The organism is Nonomuraea cypriaca (assembly GCF_015645445.1).
Lineage (GTDB): Bacteria > Actinomycetota > Actinomycetes > Streptosporangiales > Streptosporangiaceae > Nonomuraea > Nonomuraea cypriaca.
In genome coordinates, this window is the sequence record NZ_JADOGI010000089.1 from 15,846 (window position 1) to 40,380 (window position 24,535).

Annotated in this window: 23 protein-coding genes; 15 read left to right on the forward strand and 8 right to left on the reverse strand. The window is 69.8% G+C overall.

Annotated elements, in window-relative coordinates; all coding sequences use genetic code 11:
- Positions 1–3: 3 nt before the first annotated feature.
- Together ITP53_RS27185 and ITP53_RS27190 are read right to left on the reverse strand one after the other, a co-directional pair.
- The gene (locus ITP53_RS27185; RefSeq protein WP_195898289.1) at positions 4–1,203 is read right to left on the reverse strand and encodes a winged helix-turn-helix domain-containing protein; all 1,200 of its coding nucleotides are present in this window, start codon (positions 1,201–1,203) and stop codon (positions 4–6) included.
- 271 nt (positions 1,204–1,474) lie between these two features.
- The gene (locus tag ITP53_RS27190) at positions 1,475–1,795 is read right to left on the reverse strand and encodes an HGxxPAAW family protein (protein ID WP_236051220.1); all 321 of its coding nucleotides are present in this window, start codon (positions 1,793–1,795) and stop codon (positions 1,475–1,477) included.
- Positions 1,796–1,958: 163 nt separating this feature from the next.
- Between ITP53_RS27190 and secA the strand changes: the two genes are divergently transcribed.
- Positions 1,959–4,778 (forward strand): preprotein translocase subunit SecA, encoded by a 2,820-nt coding sequence (gene secA, locus ITP53_RS27195; RefSeq protein WP_195898290.1) that lies wholly within the window; start codon positions 1,959–1,961, stop codon positions 4,776–4,778.
- Positions 4,779–4,849: 71 nt separating this feature from the next.
- Here the strand turns inward: secA and ITP53_RS27200 are convergent, their stop codons facing one another.
- From ITP53_RS27200 to ITP53_RS27215, 4 genes are all read right to left on the reverse strand, one after another.
- Complete coding sequence (locus ITP53_RS27200) at positions 4,850–5,284, reverse strand: Rv3235 family protein (protein WP_328815893.1); 435 nt, start codon at positions 5,282–5,284, stop codon at positions 4,850–4,852.
- A 225-nt stretch (positions 5,285–5,509) separates the two neighbouring features.
- Positions 5,510–6,730 carry a PTS transporter subunit EIIC gene (locus ITP53_RS27205; protein ID WP_195898311.1) on the reverse strand — a complete coding sequence of 407 codons (1,221 nt, stop codon included), beginning with the start codon at positions 6,728–6,730 and terminating at the stop codon, positions 5,510–5,512.
- Between the two features lie 229 nt (positions 6,731–6,959).
- Positions 6,960–8,273, reverse strand: coding sequence for a PTS transporter subunit EIIC (locus tag ITP53_RS27210; RefSeq protein WP_328815897.1), 1,314 nt, complete (start codon positions 8,271–8,273; stop codon positions 6,960–6,962).
- Positions 8,274–8,359: 86 nt separating this feature from the next.
- Positions 8,360–9,100, reverse strand: coding sequence for a GntR family transcriptional regulator (locus ITP53_RS27215; protein ID WP_195898291.1), 741 nt, complete (start codon positions 9,098–9,100; stop codon positions 8,360–8,362).
- Between the two features lie 213 nt (positions 9,101–9,313).
- Between ITP53_RS27215 and ITP53_RS27220 the strand changes: the two genes are divergently transcribed.
- From ITP53_RS27220 to nagZ, 6 genes are all read left to right on the forward strand, one after another.
- Positions 9,314–10,348, forward strand: coding sequence for an SIS domain-containing protein (locus ITP53_RS27220; protein WP_195898292.1), 1,035 nt, complete (start codon positions 9,314–9,316; stop codon positions 10,346–10,348).
- A 39-nt stretch (positions 10,349–10,387) separates the two neighbouring features.
- Positions 10,388–10,624 (forward strand): glucose PTS transporter subunit EIIB, encoded by a 237-nt coding sequence (locus tag ITP53_RS27225; protein ID WP_195898293.1) that lies wholly within the window; start codon positions 10,388–10,390, stop codon positions 10,622–10,624.
- 10 nt (positions 10,625–10,634) lie between these two features.
- The gene (locus ITP53_RS27230) at positions 10,635–11,093 is read left to right on the forward strand and encodes a PTS sugar transporter subunit IIA (protein ID WP_195898294.1); all 459 of its coding nucleotides are present in this window, start codon (positions 10,635–10,637) and stop codon (positions 11,091–11,093) included.
- Positions 11,094–11,234: 141 nt separating this feature from the next.
- On the forward strand, positions 11,235–11,498 hold the full coding sequence (locus ITP53_RS27235) for an HPr family phosphocarrier protein (RefSeq protein WP_195898295.1): 264 nt from the start codon (positions 11,235–11,237) through the stop codon (positions 11,496–11,498).
- Positions 11,495–13,165: a phosphoenolpyruvate--protein phosphotransferase gene (gene ptsP, locus ITP53_RS27240; protein WP_195898296.1), complete on the forward strand. Its 1,671-nt coding sequence runs from the start codon at positions 11,495–11,497 to the stop codon at positions 13,163–13,165. Before ITP53_RS27235 ends, ptsP begins: the two co-directional genes overlap by 4 nt.
- Positions 13,166–13,285: 120 nt before the next feature.
- On the forward strand, positions 13,286–14,578 hold the full coding sequence (gene nagZ / locus ITP53_RS27245) for a beta-N-acetylhexosaminidase (protein ID WP_195898297.1): 1,293 nt from the start codon (positions 13,286–13,288) through the stop codon (positions 14,576–14,578).
- 7 nt (positions 14,579–14,585) lie between these two features.
- Here nagZ and atpB read toward each other — a convergent pair whose 3' ends face one another.
- Complete coding sequence (gene atpB / locus ITP53_RS27250) at positions 14,586–15,380, reverse strand: F0F1 ATP synthase subunit A (RefSeq protein ID WP_195898298.1); 795 nt, start codon at positions 15,378–15,380, stop codon at positions 14,586–14,588.
- Between the two features lie 184 nt (positions 15,381–15,564).
- Between atpB and ITP53_RS27255 the strand changes: the two genes are divergently transcribed.
- From ITP53_RS27255 to ITP53_RS27270, 4 genes are all read left to right on the forward strand, one after another.
- Complete coding sequence (locus ITP53_RS27255; RefSeq protein WP_195898299.1) at positions 15,565–16,212, forward strand: HAD family hydrolase; 648 nt, start codon at positions 15,565–15,567, stop codon at positions 16,210–16,212.
- A 97-nt stretch (positions 16,213–16,309) separates the two neighbouring features.
- Complete coding sequence (locus tag ITP53_RS27260) at positions 16,310–16,819, forward strand: DUF6912 family protein (protein WP_195898300.1); 510 nt, start codon at positions 16,310–16,312, stop codon at positions 16,817–16,819.
- A 51-nt stretch (positions 16,820–16,870) separates the two neighbouring features.
- On the forward strand, positions 16,871–17,494 hold the full coding sequence (locus tag ITP53_RS27265) for an HAD family hydrolase (protein ID WP_195898301.1): 624 nt from the start codon (positions 16,871–16,873) through the stop codon (positions 17,492–17,494).
- A 108-nt stretch (positions 17,495–17,602) separates the two neighbouring features.
- Positions 17,603–18,301 carry an HAD family hydrolase gene (locus ITP53_RS27270; RefSeq protein ID WP_195898302.1) on the forward strand — a complete coding sequence of 233 codons (699 nt, stop codon included), beginning with the start codon at positions 17,603–17,605 and terminating at the stop codon, positions 18,299–18,301.
- Positions 18,302–18,484: 183 nt separating this feature from the next.
- On the opposite strand, the gene ITP53_RS27275 is transcribed toward ITP53_RS27270, so the two are convergent.
- Entirely contained in the window at positions 18,485–20,098 is a 1,614-nt protein-coding gene (locus ITP53_RS27275; RefSeq protein ID WP_195898303.1) for a penicillin-binding transpeptidase domain-containing protein, read from the reverse strand.
- An 87-nt stretch (positions 20,099–20,185) separates the two neighbouring features.
- On the opposite strand from ITP53_RS27275, the gene ITP53_RS27280 reads away from it, so the two are divergent.
- From ITP53_RS27280 to ITP53_RS27295, 4 genes are all read left to right on the forward strand, one after another.
- Complete coding sequence (locus tag ITP53_RS27280; protein ID WP_195898304.1) at positions 20,186–21,103, forward strand: LysR family transcriptional regulator; 918 nt, start codon at positions 20,186–20,188, stop codon at positions 21,101–21,103.
- Positions 21,100–21,957 carry a serine hydrolase gene (locus ITP53_RS27285; protein WP_195898305.1) on the forward strand — a complete coding sequence of 286 codons (858 nt, stop codon included), beginning with the start codon at positions 21,100–21,102 and terminating at the stop codon, positions 21,955–21,957. Before ITP53_RS27280 ends, ITP53_RS27285 begins: the two co-directional genes overlap by 4 nt.
- A gap of 58 nt (positions 21,958–22,015) precedes the next feature.
- Complete coding sequence (locus ITP53_RS27290; protein ID WP_195898306.1) at positions 22,016–23,992, forward strand: acetoacetate--CoA ligase; 1,977 nt, start codon at positions 22,016–22,018, stop codon at positions 23,990–23,992.
- A gap of 136 nt (positions 23,993–24,128) precedes the next feature.
- A partial coding sequence (locus ITP53_RS27295) for an ATP-binding cassette domain-containing protein (protein ID WP_195898307.1) occupies positions 24,129–24,535 on the forward strand: 407 nt, incomplete at its 3' end.

Here is a 24,535-nt window from a genome sequence, read left to right on the forward strand (position 1 = left end):
TGCTTACTTCACCGTACTGGTCATGCTCAGGATCGGCACGAGTTCGGGTGGGTCGGCGTGGTCGACGCGTACGGCGTCGCAGCCCACCCACTCGGCGGCCGACCACAGGGCATCCAGTAAGGCGCCGGCCCACTTGGCGGGCGAGAGGCCGGGCTCCAGGCTGAGTCGCCGGATCACCAGCGTGCTGCCCTCGCGGGCCGGGTCGACGCGGCCGATCAGGCGGCCGCCGGCCAGCACCGGCATCGTGAAGTAGCCGTGCACGCGCTTGTGCTTGGGGACGTAGAGCTCCAGCGTGTAGTGGAAGCCGAAGACACGCTCGGTGCGGCCGCGGTGCCAGATGAGGGAGTCGAACGGCGAGACCAGCGTCGTGCGGTGCCGGCCGCGCGGCTCCGATGCCAGGGCCTCGGGGTCGGCCCAGGCGTTGGCCTGGCCCTTCTTGCCCGGCCAACCGGAGACGGCCACGGGCACCAGCCCCGCGGCGCCGCTGAGCAGGACCTCGTCGAGCATCGCCGCGTAGCGGCCCTTGAGGCGCAGGAAGTCGATCAGGTCGGTCCTGTTGGCCACGCCCAGCGAACGGCCCGCGACGGCGGCCAGGCGCAGGACGCACTCCTCGTCGGAGAGGTCGTCGGCCAGGAGGCCGGCGGGGACGACGCGCTCGGCCAGGTCGTAGACGCGGCGCCAGCCGGTCCTGCGGGTGCAGACCAGCTCACCGATGTCGAGCAGCCACTCCAGGCCGATCTTGGACTCCGACCAGTCCCACCACGGGCCGCCGTTCTTCGCGCCGCCCACGTCGGAGGTCATCAGCGGGCCGGACTCGCGCACCCGCGCCAGGAGCTTGTCCACGTTGTCCGGCATCTGGTGCCAGCGGTATCGCCGCTCGCGGTAGGCCCTGCGCCTGAACGAGTAAAGAGGCCAGTGCTCGATGGGCAGGATGCAGGCGGCGTGGCACCAGTATTCGAAGCTCTGGGCGGGATTGTGCCAGTAGGCGCGCTCGATCGTGCTCCTGGCGACCGCGCCCAGCCTGGCGTACGCGACCAGCTCGTGGGAACGGGCGAGGACCGAGATCGTGTCGAGTTGCACGGCGCCCAGCCTGCGCAGCATGGCGTGCACCCCGCCCCTGCGCACGTCGGCGCCCATCAGGCCCTGCGAACGCAGGATCAACCGGCGCGCCTCGTCGGCGGTCAGATCGGTCACAGCGGTCATGTCCGCGACTCCGTACGGCGATGCATGCGAGCAATCTAGCGACGGGCACCGACAAAACCGCCTGGGGTCGTGGGACCCGAATGATGAGCGGGGTCTGAGGTCGCGTGGGACCCAGGATTGTCAGGGATCCAGTGGGACCCATGGCGCGCGTCAGGATCCAGTGGGACCCATGGTGCGCGATCCAGTGGGACCCATGGTGCGCGGGGAACCGCCGGTGGAAAAGGAAACGGCGGGCGGCCCGGAGTCGGGCGCCCGCCGTGTGAAACCGGCCTCAGCGGTGATCTTCAGCACGCATGCCCACGCGCGGCGCGTCGATCACGACGTCGGTGAAGATATCGAAGACGAGGGCGAGGATGCCGCCCACGACGAACAGGCCGGCGCCGATCCAGACCAGCGTCCAGTTGGCGGCCGTGAGTCCGAAGCCGGCGACGACGGTGCCGACCAGCATCACCGTCACGGCCAGCCACGAAGACGCCCGCCCGCCGTGGCTGCCGAGATTCTCCGTATGCTCCGACTTCTTCCCCTCAACCATGACAAATCCTTCCTTTGCCGGATATCCCGCATATGGTGCGAGCCGGCGCTCAACCGGCATACCCTCTGCCTAGACCCATTCTCCCAGACGAGTCTGGCAGCCTCGCCGTCACGGTGGCTGTGTCTGGTTGCGGAACCGCCTACGATGGCAAGCGGGGAAGTTTGTCTCAGCCTCTCCTCCTGGCGGCGCCGCCGGGGTAGACCTGCGAGGAGCTTTACATAAAGTGGCAGCCATTCTCGACAAGATCCTACGTGCCGGCGAAGGCAGAACCCTGCGCAAGCTCAGGCAGATGGCAGATCAGGTCAACTCCATCGAGGACGACTTCACGGCCATGTCCGACGCGGAGTTGCGCGCGCTGACTGCGGAGTTCAAGCAGCGCCATGCCGGCGGCGAAACGCTCGACGATCTGCTTCCCGAAGCGTTCGCGGCCGTGCGCGAGGCGGCCCGCCGCGTGCTCGGCCAGCGTCCCTACGACGTGCAGCTCATGGGCGGCGCCAACCTCCACATGGGCAACATCTCCGAGATGAAGACCGGTGAGGGCAAGACGCTGACCTGCACCCTGCCGGCCTACCTCAACGCGCTGTCCGGCAAGGGCGTGCACGTCGTCACGGTCAACGACTACCTGGCCAAGCGCGACGCCGAGAACATGGGGCGCGTCCACCGCTTCCTCGGCATGGAAGTGGGCGTGATCCTTTCCGGCCAGCAGCCGGACGAGCGCCGCAAGCAGTACGAAGCCGACATCACGTACGGCACCAACAACGAGTTCGGCTTCGACTACCTGCGCGACAACATGGCGTGGTCGCTCGAGGAGTGCGTGCAGCGCGGCCACAACTTCGCGGTCGTCGACGAGGTCGACTCGATCCTGATCGACGAGGCCCGCACGCCGCTGATCATCTCCGGCCCGACCAACCAGAATTCGCGCTGGTTCGAGGAGATGGCCAGGATCTCGATGCGCATGCGCGGCGTCGAGATCCGGCCGGAGCTGCTCAAGGGTCCCGACGGCGAGAAGTGGGCCGAGGAGCAGCGGGCCAAGTTCGACTACGAGTACGACCCCAAGAAGCGCACGGTCGGCGTGACCGAGCGAGGCGTCCAGAAGGTCGAGGACGAGCTCGGCATCACCAACCTCTACGAGGACAAGCACACGCACCTGATCGGCTACCTCAACAACGCGCTCAAGGCCAAGGAGCACTTCAAGAAGGACAAGGACTACATCGTCGCGGACAAGGAAGTCCTGATCGTCGATGAGTTCACCGGCCGCATCCTGCACGGGCGCCGTTACAACGAGGGCATGCACCAGGCCATCGAGGCCAAGGAAAACGTGCCGATCAAGGACGAGAACCAGACGCTGGCCACCGTCACGCTGCAAAACTACTTCAGGCTCTACGCCAAGCTCTCCGGCATGACCGGCACCGCGGCGACCGAGGCCAACGAGTTCCACCAGACGTACAAACTCGGTGTGGTGTCCATCCCGACCAACCGGCCGATGATCCGCAAGGACCAGGCGGACGCGGTCTACAAGACCGAGGACGCCAAGTTCAACGCGGTGGTCGAGGACATCAAGGAGCGCTACGAGGCCGGGCAGCCGGTCCTCGTCGGCACCACCTCGGTGGCGAAGTCCGAGCGGCTGTCCAAGGCGCTCAAGCTCCGCGGCGTGAATCACGAGGTCCTCAACGCGAAGAACCACGCGCGTGAGGCGGCGATCATCGCCGAGGCGGGCCGCAAGGGCGCCGTCACCGTCGCCACCAACATGGCCGGTCGAGGCACCGACATCATGCTCGGCGGCAACTCCGAGTTCCGCGCCGACCAGGAGCTGCGCCAGCGCGGCCTCGATCCGGTCGAGACGCCGGAGGAATACGACAAGGCCTACCCCGAGGCGCTGGAGAAGGCCAGGGCCGCGGTCAAGGCCGAGCACGACGAGGTCACCCAGCTCGGCGGCCTCTACGTCCTCGGCACCGAGCGGCACGAGTCGCGTCGCATCGACAACCAGCTCCGCGGCCGCTCCGGCCGCCAGGGCGACCCCGGCGAGTCGCGGTTCTACCTGTCGCTCGGCGACGACCTCATGCGCCTGTTCAACTCGGCCAGAGTCGAGGTCATCATGAACCGGCTGCAGATCCCCGACGACCAGCCGATCGAGTCCGGCATCGTCTCCAAGGCCATCGCCTCCGCCCAGCACCAGGTCGAGCAGCAGAACTTCGAGATCCGCAAGGAAGTTCTGAAGTACGACGAGGTGATGAACCGCCAGCGCAAGGTCATCTACGCCGAGCGGCTCCGCGTCCTGGAGGGCGCCGACCTGCACGAGCAGGTGCGCGGCTTCATCGGCGCCGTGATCGACGGCTACGTCGCGGGCGCCACGAGCGACGGCTTCGCGGAGGAGTGGGACCTCGAGAAGCTGTGGAAGGCGTTCAGCGAGCTCTACCCGGTCTCCGTCAACATCGCGGACCTCGAGGAGGAGGCCGGCGGCCGCGAGGAGCTGAGCGCCGAGTTCATCAGCGAGAAGATCAAGAAGGACGCGCTGGAGGCGTACGACAGGCGCGAGGCGGAGTTCGGGGCCGAGACCACGCGTGACCTCGAGCGCCGGGTGATCCTCTCGGTCCTCGACCGCAAGTGGCGCGAGCACCTCTACGAGATGGACTACCTGCGCGAGGGCATCGGCATGCGGGCCTACGCGCAGAAGGATCCGCAGGTCGAGTACCAGCGCGAGGGCTTCGAGATGTTCACCGCGATGATGGAGGGCATCAAGGAGGACTCCGTCGGGTTCCTGTTCAACCTCGAGGTGGAGGTGCAGGAAAACCCGATCGTCGAAGAAGAGGACGCGGTGCTGGCGGAGACCCGTTCGATCATCGCGCGCGGGCTGCGCGGGCCTGAGCGGCCGGCCGAGCTCGAATACTCCGCTCCCGGCGAGCAGGGTGACGTCGAGCACACCCGCGTCACCACCACGGCCGAGCGGGCGGCGTACGGCAACGTCGAGCGCAACGCGCCCTGCCCCTGCGGGTCGGGCAAGAAGTACAAGCGCTGCCACGGCGACCCGAAGCACGCCGGCTGACCGCTGTTCCACTTCGGGACCCCCGCTTTCCGCCCCGTCGGAAGGTGGGGGTCCGTGGTCTCATCGGGGCATCACGCCGTTTCGAAGTCCGTGCACAGCCAATGGACGCCGCGTCGTTCCAGCCGGATGGCGAGGACGTGGTTGCGTTCGCCGCAGTGGACGAGCACGCACATCTCCACCGCGCCGTCGCGGGGTTCCTTCATGTGCACGCTTCCCGCGAACGGCGGGCGGTCCGTCTCGATCATCCGCCCCGCCCGTACGAGGTCGCGGTACGCCCGGTCGGTCAGCCGGTCGGCGACGCTCTCCGGCGGGCGGCGGCCGGCCAGCACCTCGGCCATGGCCTGACCGAGGTGGCGTAGCCTGCGCTCGTCCGGCATGGCGCCCGGCGGCCCCCACACCAGCGGGTACGTGTCCAGGGCGAGGGATCCGTGGACCTGCGGTTGTTCCGCTCTGTCACAGGGCGGATCTGGGGCCGGGGTGGCGTCGACGTGAGGTGCTGCGGACACGCATCCTCCAATTCCTGAACGGGGAAAGACTCGATATAAGGAGTTTTCGGGCCGCGCCGGCCATAACCTGGGTCGCCAACTTCCCCGATTCCCGCCCGATTTTGTCCGCCGAGGTGCAGAACGTTTTCCGCAGTTGGATTCCCCGCCCTTTTGTTTCGGCCATGATGGATCCTCTTTGCGGATGGGCCCAAAACGGTTATCGCCAATAGGTCCGAATCCAGGGGGTCAGGTCGGCCGGGGTGACTCCTCCGGGGGTTCGCGGCCGGGGGTGGGGATGTCGAGGTAGCGGATGAGCATGGTGAAAAGGACGTAGTAGAGGACGAAGTAGACCAGGCCGAAGCCGATGATCAGGCCCAGGTCGTGCGTGTTCGACTTGCCGGCGTTCAGGAGCATGTCGATGGCGCCGCCAGAGAAGGTGAACCCCAGACGGGCGCCCAGTTCGGCCATCAACGCCATCGACAGGCCCGTCAGCAGCGCGTGCACGACGAACAGGACCGGCGCCACGAAGATGAACGCGAACTCCAGAGGCTCGGTGATGCCGGTGACGAACGCGGTCAGTCCGGCGGAGAGCATGATGCCGCCCACCGTCGTACGCCGGTCGGGCGGGGCGGCGCGCCACATGGCGATGGCCGCCCCCAGGAGGCCGAACATCATGACGGGGAAGAAGCCGGTCATGAAGATGCCCGCGCCTTGCTCGCCCGCGAAATAGCAGTTCAGGTCGCCTGCCGCGTCCCTGGTCGCGCCGTTCACGCCCGCGCGGCACTCGGGGAGGGTGAACCAGACGATGGTGTTGAGGAAATGGTGCAGGCCGATGGGGATGAGGAGCCGGTTGATCACGCCGTAGATGCCGGTGCCGGCCGTGCCGTGGGCCGAGAGCCAGTCGCCCACCACCGTCAGCCAGTCGCCGATGGGCCGCCACAGCAGGCCGAAGACGACTCCCAGGACGAGGGCGGCGACGGCGGTGATGATCGGGACCGAGCGGCGGCCGCCGAAGAAGGCCAGCCAGGCGGGCGGCTTCAGGCGGTGGAAGCGCTGCCAGAGCAGGGCCGCCGTCAGGCCGATGACGATGCCGCCGAGCACGCCGGTCGGGTTCTGGGCGCCCAGGTTGAGCATGGGGGCGCCGTCGGCCCTGAGCGCGACCTTGTCGTAGACCGCGCCGCGTCCGGCCTCGAAGAAGAGCGACTTGCTGACGCGGTCGAAGACGAGGTAGCCGACCAGGGCGGCGAGCGCCGTCGAGCCGTCGGAGCGACGGGCGAAGCCGATGGCCACGCCCACGGCGAACAGGAGGGGCAGGTTGTCGAAGAGCGCGCCGCCGGCGGCGGCCAGCACCGACGCCACGGGCAGGACCCAGGGCACTACGCCGCCGAGGCCGTCCGCGCCGAGCATGTCGGGCTGGCCGAAGCGGAACAGCAGGCCGGCGGCGGGCAGCACGGCGATGGGCATCATGAGCGAGCGCCCGATGCGTTGCAGCACCGCGAAAGCCGATGACCAGGCCGAGGCCGCCGAGTCCGTGGCCACACCCACCCCCGCGTGGTGATCCGTTCGCGGGGGATGCGGGGGAATGGTGGATTCTTACCACAGTGGGTGACACGGAAACCGAGCGTGGCGCGCCGACCGGCAGCCTGCCGAGGGCAGCGCGCGAACCCGGGGCGCGCGAACCCGGGGCGCGCGAACGTTAGGTTTCGCCTGAGTCGATGTCCGGCTCTGGTTCGCGGCCCGGGGTCAGGATGTTGAGCTTGCGGATGAGGAACGTGAACGCGGCGTAGTACACCGCGCCGTAGACCACGCCCAGGATCAGGATCCCCGGGAGGTTCTCGGTGTTCGACTTGCTGGCGTTCAGCAGCATGTCGAGCAGGCCAGCCGAGAACCCGAACCCGAGCTGCCCCCCGATCAGCGTGGTCAGCGCCATGGCCAGGCCGGTCAGCAGGGCGTGGACCACCAGGAGCAGCGGCGCCACGAAGATGAAGGCGAACTCGATCGGCTCGGTGATCCCGGTGACGAACGACGCCAGCCCGGCCGAGAGCATGATGCCGCCCACCGTGGCCCGCCGGTGGACCGGGGCCGCGCGCCACATCGCCAGGGCGGCGGCGGGCAGCGCGAACATCATGATCGGGAAGAAACCGGCCATGAACTGGCCGGACTCCGGATCGCCGCCGAAGTAGCAGTTCCAGTCGCCGCCGAGCACCTGGCCGCCCACGTCGCACTGCGGCACGACGTACCACACGACCGAGTTGACGAAGTGGTGCAGGCCGAGGGGGATGAGGAGGCGGTTGATCACGCCGTAGATGCCGGTCCCGACCGGGCCGAGCGCGCTGAGGGCCTCTCCTGCGTGCCGGATCCACTCGCCGAGCACCGGCCAGAGCCAGCCGAAGACCACGCCGAGGAGCAGTGCCACGATGGAGGTGATGATCGGCACGAACCTGCGCCCGCCGAAGAACGCCAGCCAGGACGGCAGCTTGATGCGGTGGAACCGCTGCCAGAGCAGGGCGGTGACCAGGCCCATCAGGATGCCGCCGAGGACCTTGGTCGGGTTCTGCATGCCGTAGTCGATGATCTCCTTGACGCCCTGGTCCTGGACCTCCCTGATCAGCACGGTGTCCCTGATGTCCGAGCCGAAGAACATCACCTTCGTCACGCGGTCGAAGACCAGGTAGCCGACCACGGCGGCCAGCGCCGTCGAGCCGTCGGACTTGCGGGCGAAGCCGATCGCCACGCCCACGGCGAACAACAGCGGCAGGTTCTCCAGCAGTGCCGCGCCGGCCGCGGCCAGCACCTCGGCGACCTGGTTCATCCACGCGAACCCCGCCACGTCCGCCAGCCCGCCCGGCTCGCCGCCGTTGGAGCCGAGCATGTCGGGCTGGCCGAAGCGGAGCAGCAGCGCGGCCGAGGGCAGGGCGGCGATGGGCAGCATCAGGGAGCGGCCCAGCCGCTGGAGCACGGTCATCACGCGAGCGAACGGCGAAGGCCGGGCGGCGGTGGTCTCGTTCACCGGGCGTTCCTCCGGGGGGTGGGAGTCGGGCGGTCCACCGGAGGAGCCGCGCCGGGCCTGCGGCGGTCTTCCGGTGGGGCCTGCCCTCAGCCCCGTCTGACGGGCATTTCGAGAATGGTACGGAGCTGGTAGCGGTCGGCGCGGTAGGTGGACACGCCGAGCTCCGCGCAGACGCCGCCCGAGAAGGACCTGCGCTGCAGCAGCAGTACGGCGCCGCCGCGCGGCAGCTTCAGCAGGTCGGCGTCGCTCGGGTCGGCGATGCCGCCGTCGATGGTGAGTTCGCCGGCGTCCATGACGAGGCCGTAGCGGCTCTCCAGCAGCTTGTAGAGCGATTTATCGGACAAGTCGTGGGCGGCGAGGTCCGGGGCGAGCTTCACCGGGATGTGCGCCCGTTCGATGGACAGCGGCTCCCCGTCGGCCGTCCGCAGGCGCTCGATGAAGTGCACCTCCTCGCCCGGCTGGATCCCCAGCTCCTTGGCCAGGTGGGCGCTGGCCCGCACGACTCGCCGATCGAGGTCGCGCGAGCCCGGGATCATGCCGCGCGCCCTCATGTCGTCGGTGAACGACGTCAGCTGCAGCGCCAGCTCGATCTTCGGCCTGGCGACGAACGTCCCCTTGCCCGGCACGCGGTGCAGGCGGCCCTCGGACACGAGGTGGTCGACGGCCTGCCGCACGGTCATCCTGGAAAGACCGAAACGCTGGCAGAGCTCGCGCTCGGACGGGATGGCCGCGCCGATGCTGAGCTCGTCGCTGTCGATGAGGTCCAGCAGGATCTCGCGAAGCTGGAAGTATTTGGGCACCGGGCTGTCCGGATCGATGTGCGGCACGGATCCTCCTCTCGATCGGCCCTTCAATCGGTCCTCAATCGGTGACGCGGAAACCCGCCGTTCACCAGGCACGACACTTGCGCGGCTGGCTGAGAAGCAGATTTCCTGTATGTCGGACATGGGCTATGGTTCGTACTGGTCTAGTCCGGACTAGACCACATGTTGCGAAAGACGGTCAAGTCAGAGTCGGAATGATGTGAGGGCAGGCCCAAGATGACCACGAAGATGCGCAGCGAGATCGCCGAGCAGCCGGCCGCGCTGCGGGCCACGCTCGACTCCCTGCTCCCCAGGATCGACGAGGTGAGAGCGGTGGGGGAGCGGGCTCGCCAGCTGCTGTTCATCGCGCGTGGCACCTCCGACAACGCCGCGGTTTACGGCCGCTACCTGGTCGAATCGCACGCCGGCCGGCTCTCGGCGCTGGCCGCGCCGTCGATCGCGACGACGTACAAGCGGCGGCTCGACCTGGACGGGGTGCTGGCGGTCGCGATCTCCCAGTCGGGGCGTACCGAGGAGATCGTGGAGACGCTGGCCTGGGCCAAGGACTGCGGGGCGAAGACCGTCGGCATCACGAACGGGGGCGCGGACAGCCCGCTCGCGCAGGCGGCCGACGTGGCGCTGTGCACGGTCGCGGGCGAGGAGAAGGCCGTTCCCGCGACGAAGACGTACACGACGCAACTCGCCGCGCTGGCCGTGCTGGCGCTGGGGCTCGGCGCCGAGGTGAGCGTGGCCGAGTTGCGGCGGGTGCCTGAGGCGGTGGAGAAGCTGATCGCCGAGCCCGGGGACCTGGACGCCGTGGTCGAGGGGCTGCTCGACAAGCCCGGCGTCGTCGTGTCCGGGCGCGGGCTGGTGTTCTCCACGGCGCTGGAGACCGCGCTGAAGCTCAAGGAGGCCTGTTACCTGCACGCCATGGGCCTGTCGTACGCCGACCTGTTGCACGGCCCCATCGCCGTGGTCGACGCCGACACCCCCGCACTGCTGGTCGCCTCGGAGAACAGCCCCACGCTGTCCGGTACGGTCGCGCTCGCCGAGCGGGTGGTGGCGGCCGGCGCGGCGGCGTACACGATCGGGGGCGGCGAGGCGCTCGCACAGGCGGGCACCGCCGCGCTCAACGGTCCCGACCTGCCCGAGTGGGTGGCGCCGATGGGCCTGATCGTGCCCGGGCAGTTGCTGACCGAGGCGCTGGCGCGCCGGCTGGGCATCGACCCCGACGCGCCGCGCGGATTGAACAAGGTCACGCAGACGGACTGATCTAGCCTGGTCGGAGTGTGAGTTCCGAGGGAGGGGCGGATGGCGGCGGATGTGAACGCGATCATCGCCGGGCTGGGCGGCGCCGGCAACATCATTGAGATCGAGCCCTGCATCACCCGCTTGCGCACGGAGGTGCGCGACGCGTCCAAGGTCGATCAGGCCGCTCTCCGGGCGGCGGGCGCGCATGGCGTGATGGCCGCGGGGAACGTGGTCCAGGTGGTCGTCGGGCCGGAGGCGGACACGATGGCCAGCGACATCGAGGACATCATCGGCTAAGGGCGAGACCATGACGACTGTTCTCGCCCCGGTCGAGGGGGCGGCTGTGGGGTTGGCCGCCGTGCCCGATCCGGTGTTCTCCGCGGGCATGGTGGGGCCGGGAACGGCGATCGACCCGCTGAGGGGGCGAGTCGGCCGGCGCTGCGAGGCCGTGGCCCCCATATCGGGAAAAATCATGAAACTGCATCCGCATGCGTACGTCATCGTCGGGGACGACGGCAGAGGCGTGCTGGTGCATCTGGGCATCGACACGGTCCAGCTCAAAGGCAAGGGTTTCCACCTGCTGGCGGCGGAGGGCGACAGGGTGAGCGCCGGCCAGCCGGTCGTGGCGTGGGACCCGGCGGCGATCGAGGCGGGCGGCCGCTCGCCGGTCTGCCCGGTGGTCGCGCTCGACGCGCCGGCCGAGTCCGTGACGGGCATCACCGAGGGCGCGGTCCAGGTGGGACAGGAGCTCTTCCGATGGGAATAGCCGCGCCGCGCGTCGCCGCCTGGATCAGACGCAGCCGCGAGAACGACACAATAGGCAGGCTGCCGATTCACCCCCGGATCGGGCAGCCGCACGCACATGGGTCCGGCTGGTCTGGACCGGTACAGAAGGAGGATGGAGTCGATGGGTGAGCGCAAGGTCACCGTGGCGGCTGAGGTGGGGCTGCACGCCCGTCCCGCGGCGACGTTCGTGCAACGGGCGATGAAGGCCACGATGGACATCACGGTGGCGAAGGCGTACGGCGGTGCCGGGCCGGTCAACGGCAAGAGCATCCTCGCGATCATGGCGCTCGACGTCAGGCAGGGCGAGACCGTGGTCATCAGCGCGGAGGGCGAGGGTTCGGAGGAGCTCCTCGACGAGCTGGCCGAGATCGCCGGTACGCCATGAACCTGCGGGGGGTGGGGGTCAGCCCGGGCATCGGGCACGGCCCCGCGTACGTGCTGACCGTCTCCGTGCCCGAACCCCCCGAGGGCGCCACGTACACCGGTGAGGCGGATGAGGAGAAGGAGCGCGCCATGACCGCGCTCACGCGGGTCGCGGCCGAGCTGGAGGCCCGCGGCAACCGGGCGGGCGGCGAGGCCGAGGAGATACTCAAGGCCCAGGCGCTGATGGTCGAGGATCCCGGCCTGGTGGTGAAGGTGCGGGTGCTGATCGATCGCGGTCTGGCCGCCCCCAGGGCGATCTTTGAGGCTTTCACGAAATATCGGGACGTACTGGCCGGCGCCGGAGGTTATCTGGGCGAGCGGGCCGCCGACCTGGACGACATCAGGGGCCGCGTGATCGCGCTCCTCTACGGGCAGGCCATGCCGGGGTTGCCGACGGCGCCTGAGGAGCCGTACGTGCTGGTCGCGCGCGACCTCGCCCCCGCCGACACGGCCCTGCTGTCCAGGGACGACGTCGCGGCGTTCGTGACCGAGGAGGGCGGGCCGACCAGCCACACCGCGATCATGGCCAGGTCGATGGGCGTGCCCGCGGTCGTGGCCTGCCCAGGCGCGACCGGCATCCCGCCGGGCGTGCGGGTGATGGTCGACGGGACCTCGGGCGACGTACGCGTGGAGCCGGCCGAGTCCGACGTGGCCGACGCGGTGAGCGCGGCGACGGCCAGGCAGGTGGCGTTGTCCGCGGCGAGGGGCCCAGGCAGGACGGCGGACGGGCATCCGGTTCCGCTGCTCGCGAACGTGGGCGGCCTCGCGGACATCGACGCCGCCGTCCTCGCGGGGGCCGAGGGGATCGGGCTCTACCGCACGGAATTCCTCTTCCTGGACCGGGCCGAGCCCCCTTCGGCCGCCGAACAGGCGGAGGCCTATCGGGCGGCGCTGGAGGCGTTCCCCGGCGGCATGGTGGTCGTGCGGACGCTGGACGCGGGCGCGGACAAGCCGCTGGCATTCCTGCCCGCGCCGGCCAGGGAGCCGAACCCGGCGCTCGGGGAGCGGGGGGTTCGCCTGTTCAGAAGGTTCCCCGAGGTGATGGACGCGCAACTCGACGCGCTGGCGCGGGTCGCCGGCGAAGGGCTCGAGGTGATGGCACCCATGGTGGCCACGGCCGAGGAGGCCGGGTGGTTCGCCCGGGTGTGCCGGGCCAAGGGGCTGCCCGCCGCCGGCGTGATGATCGAGGTCCCGTCGGCCGCGCTGCGTGCCGGGGACCTGCTCGCGCGGGTGGACTTCGTCTCGATCGGGACCAACGACCTCGCCCAGTACGCCTTCGCCGCCGACCGCCAGGTCGCCGCCGTCAGCGCGCTGCAGGACCCGTGGCAGCCGGCGTTGCTCGACCTCGTGGCCATGACGGCCACCGCCGCCGAGGCGGCAGGCAAGCCGTGCGGGATCTGCGGGGAGGCGGCCGCCGATCCGGTGCTGGCCTGCGTGCTGGCCGGGCTCGGGGCCTCGACGTTGTCGATGGCGGCCACGTCGCTGGACGCCGTACGCGCCGGGCTGGCCGTGCACACGCTGGCCCAGTGCCGGCAGGCCGCCGAGGTCGCGCGGGAGCAGACGACGGCGGCAGAGGCGCGTACGGCGGCCCGTGCGCACCTGCCCGGACTGGGCGCGCTCGGCCTGTAGCGGCTCATGGGTTTTCGCGGGCTCACGGACGGGTGCACGGGCTGGTCGTGCCGGGTGGTTCGCGAACTCCTGGGCGAAAGTGTGCTCTGGCCGCGTCGCCGGATGGATACCTTGGAAGGCATGTTTCGACGGATTGGTACGGCCGGCCTGCTCCTGTTCGCCCTGACGGCCTGCGGTGGAGGCGACGGCCCGGCGGGCGCGTCGCCGAGCGGCGGCAAGGCCGCCTCCGCCAAGGGCGGGCCCGCCAAGGCCGAGCCCGTGCCGAGCCCCGCGCCCACGCGGGAGAGCGAGGTCGAGCGCGTCCTGTCGAAGATGAGCGTCGAGGAGAAGGTCGGCCAGCTCTTCATGCCCGTCCTGTACGGCACCTCGGCCACCACGGTGTCCGGCGAGAACCAGGCCAGGTACGCCGCCCGGACCCCGGCCAAGGTGATCGAGAAATACAACCTCGGCGGCGTCATCCTCTTCCCCCAGAACGTGCGGAGCGCCGGCCAGGTCGTCGCACTCACCAACGGCATGCAGCGCGCCTCGAAGAAGGTCCCGCTGCTGATCGCCACCGACCAGGAGAACGGCCAGGTGTCCCGGATGGGCACGCTCATGACCGACTTCCCCGGCGCCGCCGCGATCGGCGCGACCAAGGACGCCGACCTGTCGCGGGCGGTGGCCGAGGCGACCGGCGAGGAGCTGCGCGCGCTCGGCGTCAACCTCGACTTCGCCCCGGTCGCGGACGTGAACGTGAACCCGAGGAACCCCGTCATCGGGCCGCGGGCGTTCGGCGACGATCCCGCGCGGGTGTCCAAGATGGTCGCGGCGGCGGTCAAGGGGTTCGCGGACGCGAAGGTGGCCGCCACCGCCAAGCACTTCCCCGGACACGGCGACACCAGCGTCGACAGCCACACCGGCCTGCCCGTGATCAAGCACACGCGGGCCGAGTGGGAGCGGCTCGACGCGCCGCCGTTCAAGGCCGCGATCGACGCCGGCGTGGACGCCGTGATGAGCGCCCACCTCGTCTTCCCCAAGCTCGACCCGTCGGGCGACCCGGCGACGCTGTCCAAGCCGATTCTGACCGGTCTGCTCAGGGAGAAGCTCGGCTTCGACGGCGTGGTCTCCACCGACGCGCTCAACATGGCGGGCGTGCGCAAGAAGTACAACGACGGTGAGATCGCGGTGCGTGCCGTGCTGGCCGGGGCCGACCTGCTGCTCATGCCGAACGACCTGCCGAGGGCCTACCGGGCGGTGCGGGCGGCGGTGAAGTCCGGCCGGATCTCCCAGCAGCGCCTCGACCAGTCCGTCTCCAGGCTGCTCACGCTCAAGCAGGCCAGGGCGGGGCTGAGCGAGGCCCCCGTCGCGTCGGCGCAGCGGGCGGCCGACGTGCTGCGCTCTCCGGAGCACCGCAAACTGGCCGCCCGCTTCTGACTGAGGACTAGTGCGAGCCGTGCAGGCCGCTGGCGATGAACATCGCGGCGAGCATGGCGAACAGGAACGCCTGCAGGAACTGGATGAACATCTCGAACGCGGTCAGCGCGATCGTCACCACCACGCCGATGACGCCGACGCCCGCGCCGAGCGGGGTGAGTTGCTCGAACAGGAACCAGAAGCCCACATAGCTGAAGAAGGCCACGAGGAGGTGGCCGGCGAACATGTTCGCGAACAACCGGATGACGTGGGTGAACAGCGACGTGATGAACACCTCGGCCAGGATTATCGGGGCGTAGAGCGCGAACGCCCAGCCGGGCAGGCCGGGCAGGTGCACGATGCCCCTGATGTAGCCGCGCACACCGTGGTGCTTGACGCCGAGGTGGAGCTTGATGCCGTACACGCTGAGCGCCAGCGCCAGGGGGAAGTCGATGTGCGCGGCGACCGGGAACTGGATGAACGGGACGACGCCCATCAGGTTCCAGACGAGCACGGTCAGGAAAATGGTGAGGAGCAGGCCCATCCACCGGTCGGCGTCCTTGCCGAGGCTGGGGCGGGCGATCTGGTCGCGTACGAACGTGTACGCGTACTCGCCGACGCTCTGCCAGCCGCGTGGCACGATCTTCGGCTTGGCGTACGCGGCCCAGCACACGGCGATGACGATGACCGAGCTGAGCAGGGCGATGAGGACCGGTTTGGTGAGCCATTCAGGGCCCCCCAGGAAGATCGGCGAGAACTCGAAAAGTTCGAGTCCCGGGGCGGTCCACTGGTCGGGGGAGGTGATCAGGATCGTCGTCCGCACGGCGGTCCCTTCTGGGTAGCGATCTAACGCTGGAAAGGCAGTTTAACCAGGGGTTTCGGCCGACTTTTAACCGGATTTCAGGACATGTCGGGTGGAAGGCTGGAGCCCTGCCGGAGGGACGGACACGGCATTTCGGGGCGAACTGCTTCTACTCTGGAACGAGGCTCGTTCGAGGAGGTCTGAAGTGGCGGCAGGTGTGCTGATCGACTGGGGTGGCGTGCTGACGACCAGCCTCTCCCACTCCATCGCGAAGTGGATCGAGGCGGACCGGATCGACGGCGACCACTACCGCGACGTGATGCGGACCCTGGTCGATCACGCCTACCGAGGGGACGACGGGGAGAGCGTCGTGCACGCGCTGGAGCGGGGCGAGCTCGAAGGGCCCGCCTTCGAACGCGAGCTGGCCGCCATGCTGCTGACCGTGGACGGCGTGCCGCCGGTGGCCGAGGGGCTGCTGGACCGGATGTTCGCGGGATTCGAACGGGTCGACGCCATGTACGACATGTTGCGCGACGTACGGAAAAATGGGGTTAAGACGTGTTTGGTGTCTAATTCCTGGTCCAACGAGTACCCGCGTGACGGCTGGGACGAGGTCTTCGACGCGATCGTGATCTCCGGCGAGGTCGGCATGCGCAAACCCGAGCCGCGCATCTTCCACCACGCGCTCGGCCAGGTCGGGCTGGCGGGTGAGGAGTGCGTGTTCATCGACGACATCGAGGCCAACATCGTGGCCGCCCGCGCCCTCGGCATGACCGGGATCCACCACCGCGACGCCGGCTCCACCATCACCGAACTCGAGTCTCTCCTCCGCCTCACGCTGAGACGGGCATGATAGAGCCCTTGAACGCTGAGATGGATCCGCGGCGAAGCGAGGACCTCCATCTCGGCACACCGGGCTGAGCTCGGCCAGAAAGTACGAAAGGTTCGTCATGCGCGTCTATCTGCCCTGCACTCTTCCCGCCCTGACCAAGGCGGTCCAGCAGGGAGGGCTGGGCCCGGCCCCGCTGACCGGCTACGCGGTGACCCCCGCGCTGACCGAGTGGTACGCCTCGGGCGACACCGAGGAGCTCGAGTACGTCGCGCTCGGCGACGCGGCCCGCGCCTCGCTGCGGATGCTGGCCGCCGACCGCGCCGACGGCGTCGAGGCCGCCCCCCGCCGCGTCGTGGTCGTGGCGGAGGTGCCGGACGGCTCGGTGTCCGCCGGCGCCGACCTCGAGGAACGCGCCAGAGTGCGCGTCACGGAGGCGGTCCCGATGACCAAGGTGGCCGCGGTGCACATCGACGACCTCGGCGCGGCGCCCGACATCGAGGCCGCGATCGCCGCGCTGCCCGCCTCCGACGACGGCGACGACGACGCGCGCTTCATCGTGGACGGGGCGGAGGCGCACGAGCTCATGTGGTACGCCACCCAGGAGATTCCCGACCTGCTGGGCTCGTGACCGGCGGGCGTTCACGGGAATGTCACAGCCGCCCACTAAGCTTGCTCCGACATGACAAAGCACATTGTTTGGGATTGGAACGGCACGCTCTTCCACGACATCGACGCCGTGGTCGGAGCAACCAACGAGGTTTTCAAGCCGTACGCGCTGCCCGAGATGACCGCCGACGGCTTCCGCGCGGTCTACACGCGGCCCATCTGGCTCCTCTACGAGCGGATGCTCGGCCGTCCGCTGGCCGAGGGCGAGTGGGAGTTGCTGGACGACGGGTTCCACGAGCACTACTTCCGGCTGAGCGCCGCCTGCGGGCTGGCCTCCGACGCCGAGCACGCGCTCATGAGCTGGACCGGCACGCAGTCGCTCTGCTCGATGGCGCCGCACGGCCATCTGGTGCCGAAGGTCGACTCCTTCGGCATCACCCGGCACTTCACCAGGATCGACGGGGTGGGCACCACGGGCGGTGAGAAGGCCGCCCACATGACCGCGCACATCGAGGCCATGAGCGTCGATCCGCGCGAGATCCTGGTGATCGGTGACAGCGTGGACGACGGGCTCGCGGCCGAGCACGTGGGCGCCAGGGCCGTGCTCTACACCGGGGGGATGACCCCGCGGTTCGAGCTGGAGGGGACCGGGCTGCCGGTCGTCGACACGCTGGCCGACGCGCTCGGCTACGCGTAGGATCACCGGCGCGTTCGATCATGCTCAAATCGCCTGGGCGGGGGCTCTGAACCCGGCGACGGCCATACCCTTGCAGGGACCCCCCAGGAGGCTGCCATCAACCGCCTTGTGCTCTGGAACGTCGACCTGACCCTGGTCGACGTCGCCATCGTGACCAGAGACGCCTACGCCGAGGCGTTTCGCATCGTGACCGGGCGGCCGCTCGTCAAGCTCGTGCCGCCGCTCGGCCGGCCGGACTCCGAGATCGTCTTCGAGACGCTCGCCGTCAACGGCGTAGTGGCCGAGGACGATCACCTGCCCAGGTTCCTGTCCGCGCTCGCCATGGCCTTCGCCGACCGGCGCGGGCGGCTGGCCAAGGAGGGGCGGATGATGGCGGGGGCCAAGGACGCTCTGAAGGCGGTGTCCCGGCTCGACGGCGTGGTCCAGACGGTGCTGACCGGCACGATCAAGGGCAACGCGGTGCACAAGCTGAAGGCGTTCGGGCTCGACAAGCACATCGACTTCGAGCTCGGCGGCTACGGGGAAGAGGTCTACCCCAAGGCGACGCTGCTGCAGGTGGCGCAGTCGCGGGCCAAGCAGCGGCTCGGCACGCCGTTCACGGCCGCCAACACCGTGCTCATCGGCGACTCGACGAGGGACGTGCAGGCGGCCAGGATCGGCGGGGCCGCGATGATCGGCGTCGCGTCGGGCCGCTCGATGGCGGGCGAGCTGCGCGACGCCGGCGCCGATCTCGTGCTCCCCGATCTCTCCAACGCCTCCGAGGTGGTCGCGGCGGTGGCTTCTTTATCCTCCGCGCGTGCGGGCTGAACCTGCGGCAAGGTCACAGCGCGTCTTTTATGGCGGTGTTGAGATCACACCATCTGTTACGGCGCTGCCAAGGTCACCGCACGCGCCGACATGGGTTTCCCTCTGTCATGGCCGGTCGTGAAGGCTCACGGGATGCTCGCCGTGACGAGCGTGATCTTGACCCACTCCGTGGTTCCGTCTGGCTCAGGGGAGGGCGTTGAGGAAGTCGGCCGCTATCGGGGCCGCCACCGCGGAGCCGGCGCCGCCGCCCTCGACGATTACCGCGAAGGCCACGTCGTCCTTGTAGCCGATGAACCATGAGTGGGCGGGTGGTTCCTTGCCGGAGCCGTACTCCGCTGTGCCGGTCTTGCCTGCCGTGCCGGCGGGGAAGCGTACCGCGTGGGCCGTGCCGTCGGTGACGACGGCGGGCATGAGGTCGCGGAGCGCGGTCACCACGGCCCGCTCCAGCGGGCGGGGATTGTCCGGCTGGGCGTCCGGGATCAGTTCGCCGGTGACCAGCGTGGGTGCGATCCAGGCGCCCGAGGCGATGGCGGCGGCGACCGAGGCCATGTTCAGCGGGCTCGCCAGCACCCGGCCCTGGCCGATGGCCGCGGAGGCCAGGTCGGTGGCGTCCTTCGGGTCGGGGAACTCGGCGCGCACGGCAGGCACGCCGGGCGTGATGGACGTACCGAAGCCGAAGCTCCTGGCGACCTCGCCCAGCCGGGCGCCGTCCAGCTCGTTCACGCTGAGCTGCCCGAACGTGGTGTTGCACGAATGCGCGAACGCGTCACGGAACGACAGCGTGCCGAAGTCCTCGAAACCCGCGTTGTGAAACGGGAAGCCGCCGATGTTCCGCTCGGCCGGGCACGCGACCCGCTCGTCCGGCTCGACCCCGTCGGCCACCAGCGCGGAGGCCGTCACGACCTTGAACGTCGAGCCCGGCGGGTACTTCCCGAGCAGTGCCCGGTTGAACCCGCCCGGCGCGTTGACCACCGCCAGGATCTCCCCGGTGGAGGCTCGCAACGCCACCAGGGAGGCGGGCTTCGACACGCCTTCGAGCGCCTGCGCCCCCGCGCGGTGCACCTTCAGGTCGATCGTGGTCTGGAGCGGCCTGTTGCCGCCGGCCTTCAGCACCGTCCGGACGACCTCGTCCCCCTGGTAGAGGTCGATGCGGAAGCGCTCAGGGGACTGGAAGCGGTCGGGGAAGGTGCCTTTGATGCCCTCGACGAGCTGCTGCACCGAGCCTGGCGCGTCCGGGGTGTTGACCGGGGTGCCGTCGGCGGCCAGGACCCGCAGCGGGTCGGCCTCCTCCTTGACCAGCCGCAGTGAGCGGTCCTTCGTCAGCAGGGGGTGGATGGCGGCGGGCGTCCAGGCCACCTTCCATGCGCCGTCGCGCTCGACGAGCTTGAGCTCCCCGTCGTAGTCCCAGTCCCGCCGCCCGGCCAGCTTCGCGCTGAAGGGGACGACCCCGCCGCTCCCCGCGGCGGAGCCGGGGAAGATCTTCGCAGGCTCCGGGAGCTGGAAGTGGGCCTGGGTGACCTTGAGGTCGGTGAGGAAGCGCCGGTGCCGGCTTTCGAAGTCGGCGGGCGGGTCGGCGACCAGGGCCCGCATCGCCGGATAGTTCTGGGCGGACCAGGCCACGAGATACGCGTCGGCCGTCTCCTCCGGTGAGCCCTCCGTGCGCAGCGCCCAGATGACGCCTCCCGCCGCGACGACCGGGACCAGCAGGGCCGCCAGGATCCATGGCCATCGTCTGCGTCGTCGCCGCCGTCGTTCGGGCTTGAGGTATGCGTACTCTGTGCCCGTTTGTGGTGCCATGACGCAGAGGACACCAGAGAGGCGGCGATGATGTCCAATACTGATATGGCGGTCTTAAGGATATAAATCTGGATATAGTGGCTGGTCATGGACCTTGTCCGGCATCTGCGTTACTTCGCCGTCGTGGCGGAGGAGCTCCACTTCGGCAACGCCGCCATCCGGCTCGGCATGGCGCAGCCGCCGCTCAGCCAGCGCATCAAGCGGCTGGAGGAGGAGCTGGGCGTGCGGCTGTTCGACCGCTCGGCCCGCCAGGTCCGGCTCACCGAGGCGGGCAGGCTGCTGCTCGGCGAGGCGCGCGAGATCGTGGCCAGGGTGGACCGGCTGCACGAGCTGGCCAGGCACGGCGAGGGCGCGGTGCTCAAGGTGGGCGTGCCGCCCGACCTGGCCGCCGCCGTGATCGCCGCGCTGGTCGCCGGCTTCCGCGAGACCAACCCCGAGGTACGTCTCGCGCCCGCCGAGATCTGGACCGCCGACCAGGTGCCCGCGCTGGCCGAGGGCAGGATCGACGTCGGCCTCGTCCGCCATCCGGTCGCCGCGCCCGGCCTGAGCTTCGGCCAGGTACTCCTGCAACCGCAGGGCGTGCTGCTGGCCGCGGACGACCCGCTCACCCGCGTCGGCGAGGTGCACCTGGGCGACCTGGCCGGCCGGGAGTTGCTGATGCCGCCCAAGGAGGGCGAGCCCGGGATGCACGTCGAGATCATGAGGGAGTGCCGCCGCCACGGCTACGTCCCCGCGCAGGTGCACCAGGGCGCCGGGCTCGGTCTGGTGCTGGCGGGGGCGGCGGTGGCGTTCGGGCCGAAGGTGGAGCAGCCGGGGCTGGCCTGGCGGCCGCTGCTAGGCTCGCCGATCATGTGCCGGGTCTCCACCGCCTGGCGCGTGGCGACCACCGCCGTCACCGGGTTCTCGGCCGTGGCCGCGCGGACGTTGAAGGAGAGCGCCGGGATGACGGACGAAGGCGCCGTGCCCGTACGGCGGATCAGCCGCAGGCCGGGGATGCTGGCGTGAGCGCGCCCGATTTCGAGCGCCTGTTCCACGCGGCGGGCGTGACCGGCTGGCTCTACGCGGCCGACGTCGACACCGGCAGGGAGGTCGGGCACGGCGCCGACGAGCCGCTGCCCACGGCGTCGATGTTCAAGGTGCCGCTGCTGGTGGAGTTCTGCCGGCAGGCCGACGCCGGGCTGCTCGATCCCAAGGAGCGGGTGACGGTGACCGCAGGGGACCGGGTGTCCGGGCCGACGGGGATCTCGGCGATGCTCGACGACGTGACGATCTCGCTGCGCGACCTGGCGTACCTGATGATCGCGGTGAGCGACAACAGCTCGGCGGACCTGCTGCTCAGGCGGGTCGGGATCGGCGCGATCAACGCCATGCTGGAGGCGTTCGGCCTCGGTGCCTCGCGGGTGGCGCAGAGCGGCCGTGAGCTCCTCGGGAGCCTGGCGGTGGACACCGGGCACGGGTGGCCGTACCTGGAGCCTGACGACATCGCGCGGATGAGCGCGCTCGACCCCGCGCGGACGAACCGGGCCACCCCGCGCGAGATGGCCGCGCTGTTCGGCCTGATCTGGCGGGACGAGGCGGCCTCGGCTGAGTCGTGCGCCTGGATGCGCAGCGTGTTCACCATGCAGGTGTGGCCGCACCGGCTGGCCTCCGGCTTCCCGTACGACGACGTCGCCGTCAGCGGCAAGACCGGCACGTTGCCGACGCTGCGCACCGAGTCCGGCGTCGTCGAATACCCCGACGGGGCGCGCTACGCGGTGGCCGTCTTCACCCGCTCCTTCAGCACCGCGCTGAACCAGCCGCGAGCCGACGCGGTGATCGGCACGTCCGCACGTATGGCGGTTGACCATCTACGGAGATAGCAAGGTATGTGGAGAGCCGGGTATGACTTTCGTCTGATCGGGCGACAGGATGGGGCACATGGTTGCTGAGGGCGCGCTTCTGTGGGAGCCGAGCGAAGAGGCCGTCGCGTCGGCCAGGCTGACCCGCTACCTGGAGTGGCTGGGGCGCTCCGGGCCCTATGAGGACGTGTGGCAGTGGTCGGTCGATCATCCGGCCGAGTTCTGGACGTCGGTCTGGGACTATTTCCAGGTCATCGGGGACCGTGGGGACGGGCCGGCCCTCACCGGGACGATGCCAGATGTGCGGTGGTTCGCCGGGAGCACGCTCAACTACGCCGAGAACGCGCTGCGCCTGAGCTCGCGCACCGAGGGCACCGCCGTCGTGTTCGTGTCCGAGGACGGCGCCCGCCAGGAGTTGACCCGCGCCGAGTTGCGCGAGGAGGTCGCGCGGGTGCGGGCCGGGCTGGTACGCCTCGGCGTCGGGCGGGGCGACCGGGTGGCCGGCTACCTGCCCAACATCCCGCAGGCGCTGATCGCCTTCCTCGCCACCGCGTCGCTGGGCGCGATCTGGTCGGCCGGGTCGCCGGACTTCGGGGTGCCCAGCATCGTCGACAGGTTCCGGCAGATCGAGCCCAAGGTGCTCATCGCGGTCGACGGCTACCACTACAACGGCAAGAGCTACGACCGGTCGGCCGCGGTCAACGAGATCGCCGCCGAGTTGCCTTCGCTGCGTGCGACCGTGTGGATCCCGTACCTCGCGGCGGCCGGTGAGGGCCGCGCGCCGCAGCACGCCGAACCCGCACCCGCCCACACCGGTGAGGTGCCGCACGGCGAGGTGATCGGCTGGGAGGGGCTGCGGGCCGAGGAGGGGCCGCTGGAGTTCGAGCGGGTGCCGTTCGACCACCCGCTGTGGATCCTCTACTCCAGCGGCACGACCGGGCTGCCCAAGCCGATCGTGCACGGGCACGGCGGCGTCGTGCTCGAGCATCTCAAGTCGCTCTCCGTCCACCAGGACCTGGGCGAGGGCGATGTGTTCTTCTGGTACACCACCACGGGCTGGATGATGTGGAACTACCTCATCGGCGCCCTGCTGGTGGGGGCCACGCCCGTGCTGTACGACGGCTCGGCCACCTATCCGTCGCCCGCCGCGCTGTGGCGGATCGCCGCCTCGGAGGGGGTGACGTACTTCGGGGTCGGGGCGCCGTACATCATGGCCTCGCTGAAGGCCGGGGTTCATCCCGAAGGGCTGGAGCGCCTGCGCGGGGTCGGCTCGACCGGGTCGCCGCTGCCGCCGGAGGGGTTCGCGTGGGTGGCGGCCGAGCTGCCCGGGATCCCGATCGGGTCGTTCTCCGGCGGCACCGACGTGTGCACGGGCTTCGTCGGGGCCACCATGCTCCACCCGATCAGGGCGGGGATCATCCCGTGCCGGTCGCTGGGGGCGAAGGTGGAGTCGTACGACCCCCAAGGCGAGCCGGTGGTCGGCGAGGTGGGCGAACTGGTGGTGACCCAGCCGATGCCGTCGATGCCGGTGATGTTCTGGAACGACCCCTCCGGCGAGCGGTACTTCGAGAGCTACTTCGACGTCTACCCCGGCGTGTGGCGGCACGGCGACTGGATCAAGATCAACAAGGACGGCAGCTGCGTGATCTACGGCCGCTCCGACTCGACGCTGAACCGGGGCGGCGTCCGGATGGGTACCAGCGAGTTCTACCGGGTCGTCGAGCGGTTCGAGGAGATCGCCGACAGCCTGGTGATCGACACGGGCCGGCTCGGGCAGGAGGGCCGGCTGCTCCTGTACGTCACGCTCGCCGAAGGAGTCACGCTGACCGAGGGGCTCGAACGTGCCCTCTGCGACGCCCTGCGTCAGGAGCTGTCGCCCCGCCACGTGCCCAACGAGATCAACGTCGTGCCCGGCATCCCGCGTACGCTCTCCGGGAAGAAGCTGGAGGTCCCCGTACGCAAGATCCTGCTCGGCACGCCCGTCGAGGAGGCGGCCAACCCGGACGCCATGGCCAACCCGGAGGTGCTGCGCCACTTCAGCCCGTTGGCAGAATGACCTTGCCGCGAGGCGTGCCCCTCCGTTGTTAAAACGTAATAATGCACCGCGTGGGCCGGAACTGTTGACGCGTCGTGGCTCGCTGATCTACCGTCCTCACACTCCTTAAAACGATTTTGGCTCGGGAGTGCGGCGCATGGATGAGGCTCCCGTTCTGTCCCTCTCACAGGTCAGCAAGGCGTTCGGTGCGGTGCGGGCCGTACGCGAGGTGTCCCTGGAGCTCTTCCCCGGCGAGGCGCACGCGCTCGCGGGCGAGAACGGCGCGGGCAAGTCGACGATCGTGAAGATCCTCTCGGGCGTCCACCGGCCCGACTCCGGGCAGATCCTCCTGGACGGCGAGCCGGTGGAGTTCGGCGGGCCGGCCGACGCGCAGCGGGCCGGTGTGGCGGTGATCTACCAGGAGCCGACCCTGTTCCCTGACCTGTCGGTCATGGAGAACATCTTCATGAGCCGCCAGCCACGCGGCCGCCTCGGCATCGACCGGCGGGCCATGCGCGCGGCCACCGCCGAGCTGTTCGCCAGGCTCGGGGTGCCCCTCGACCC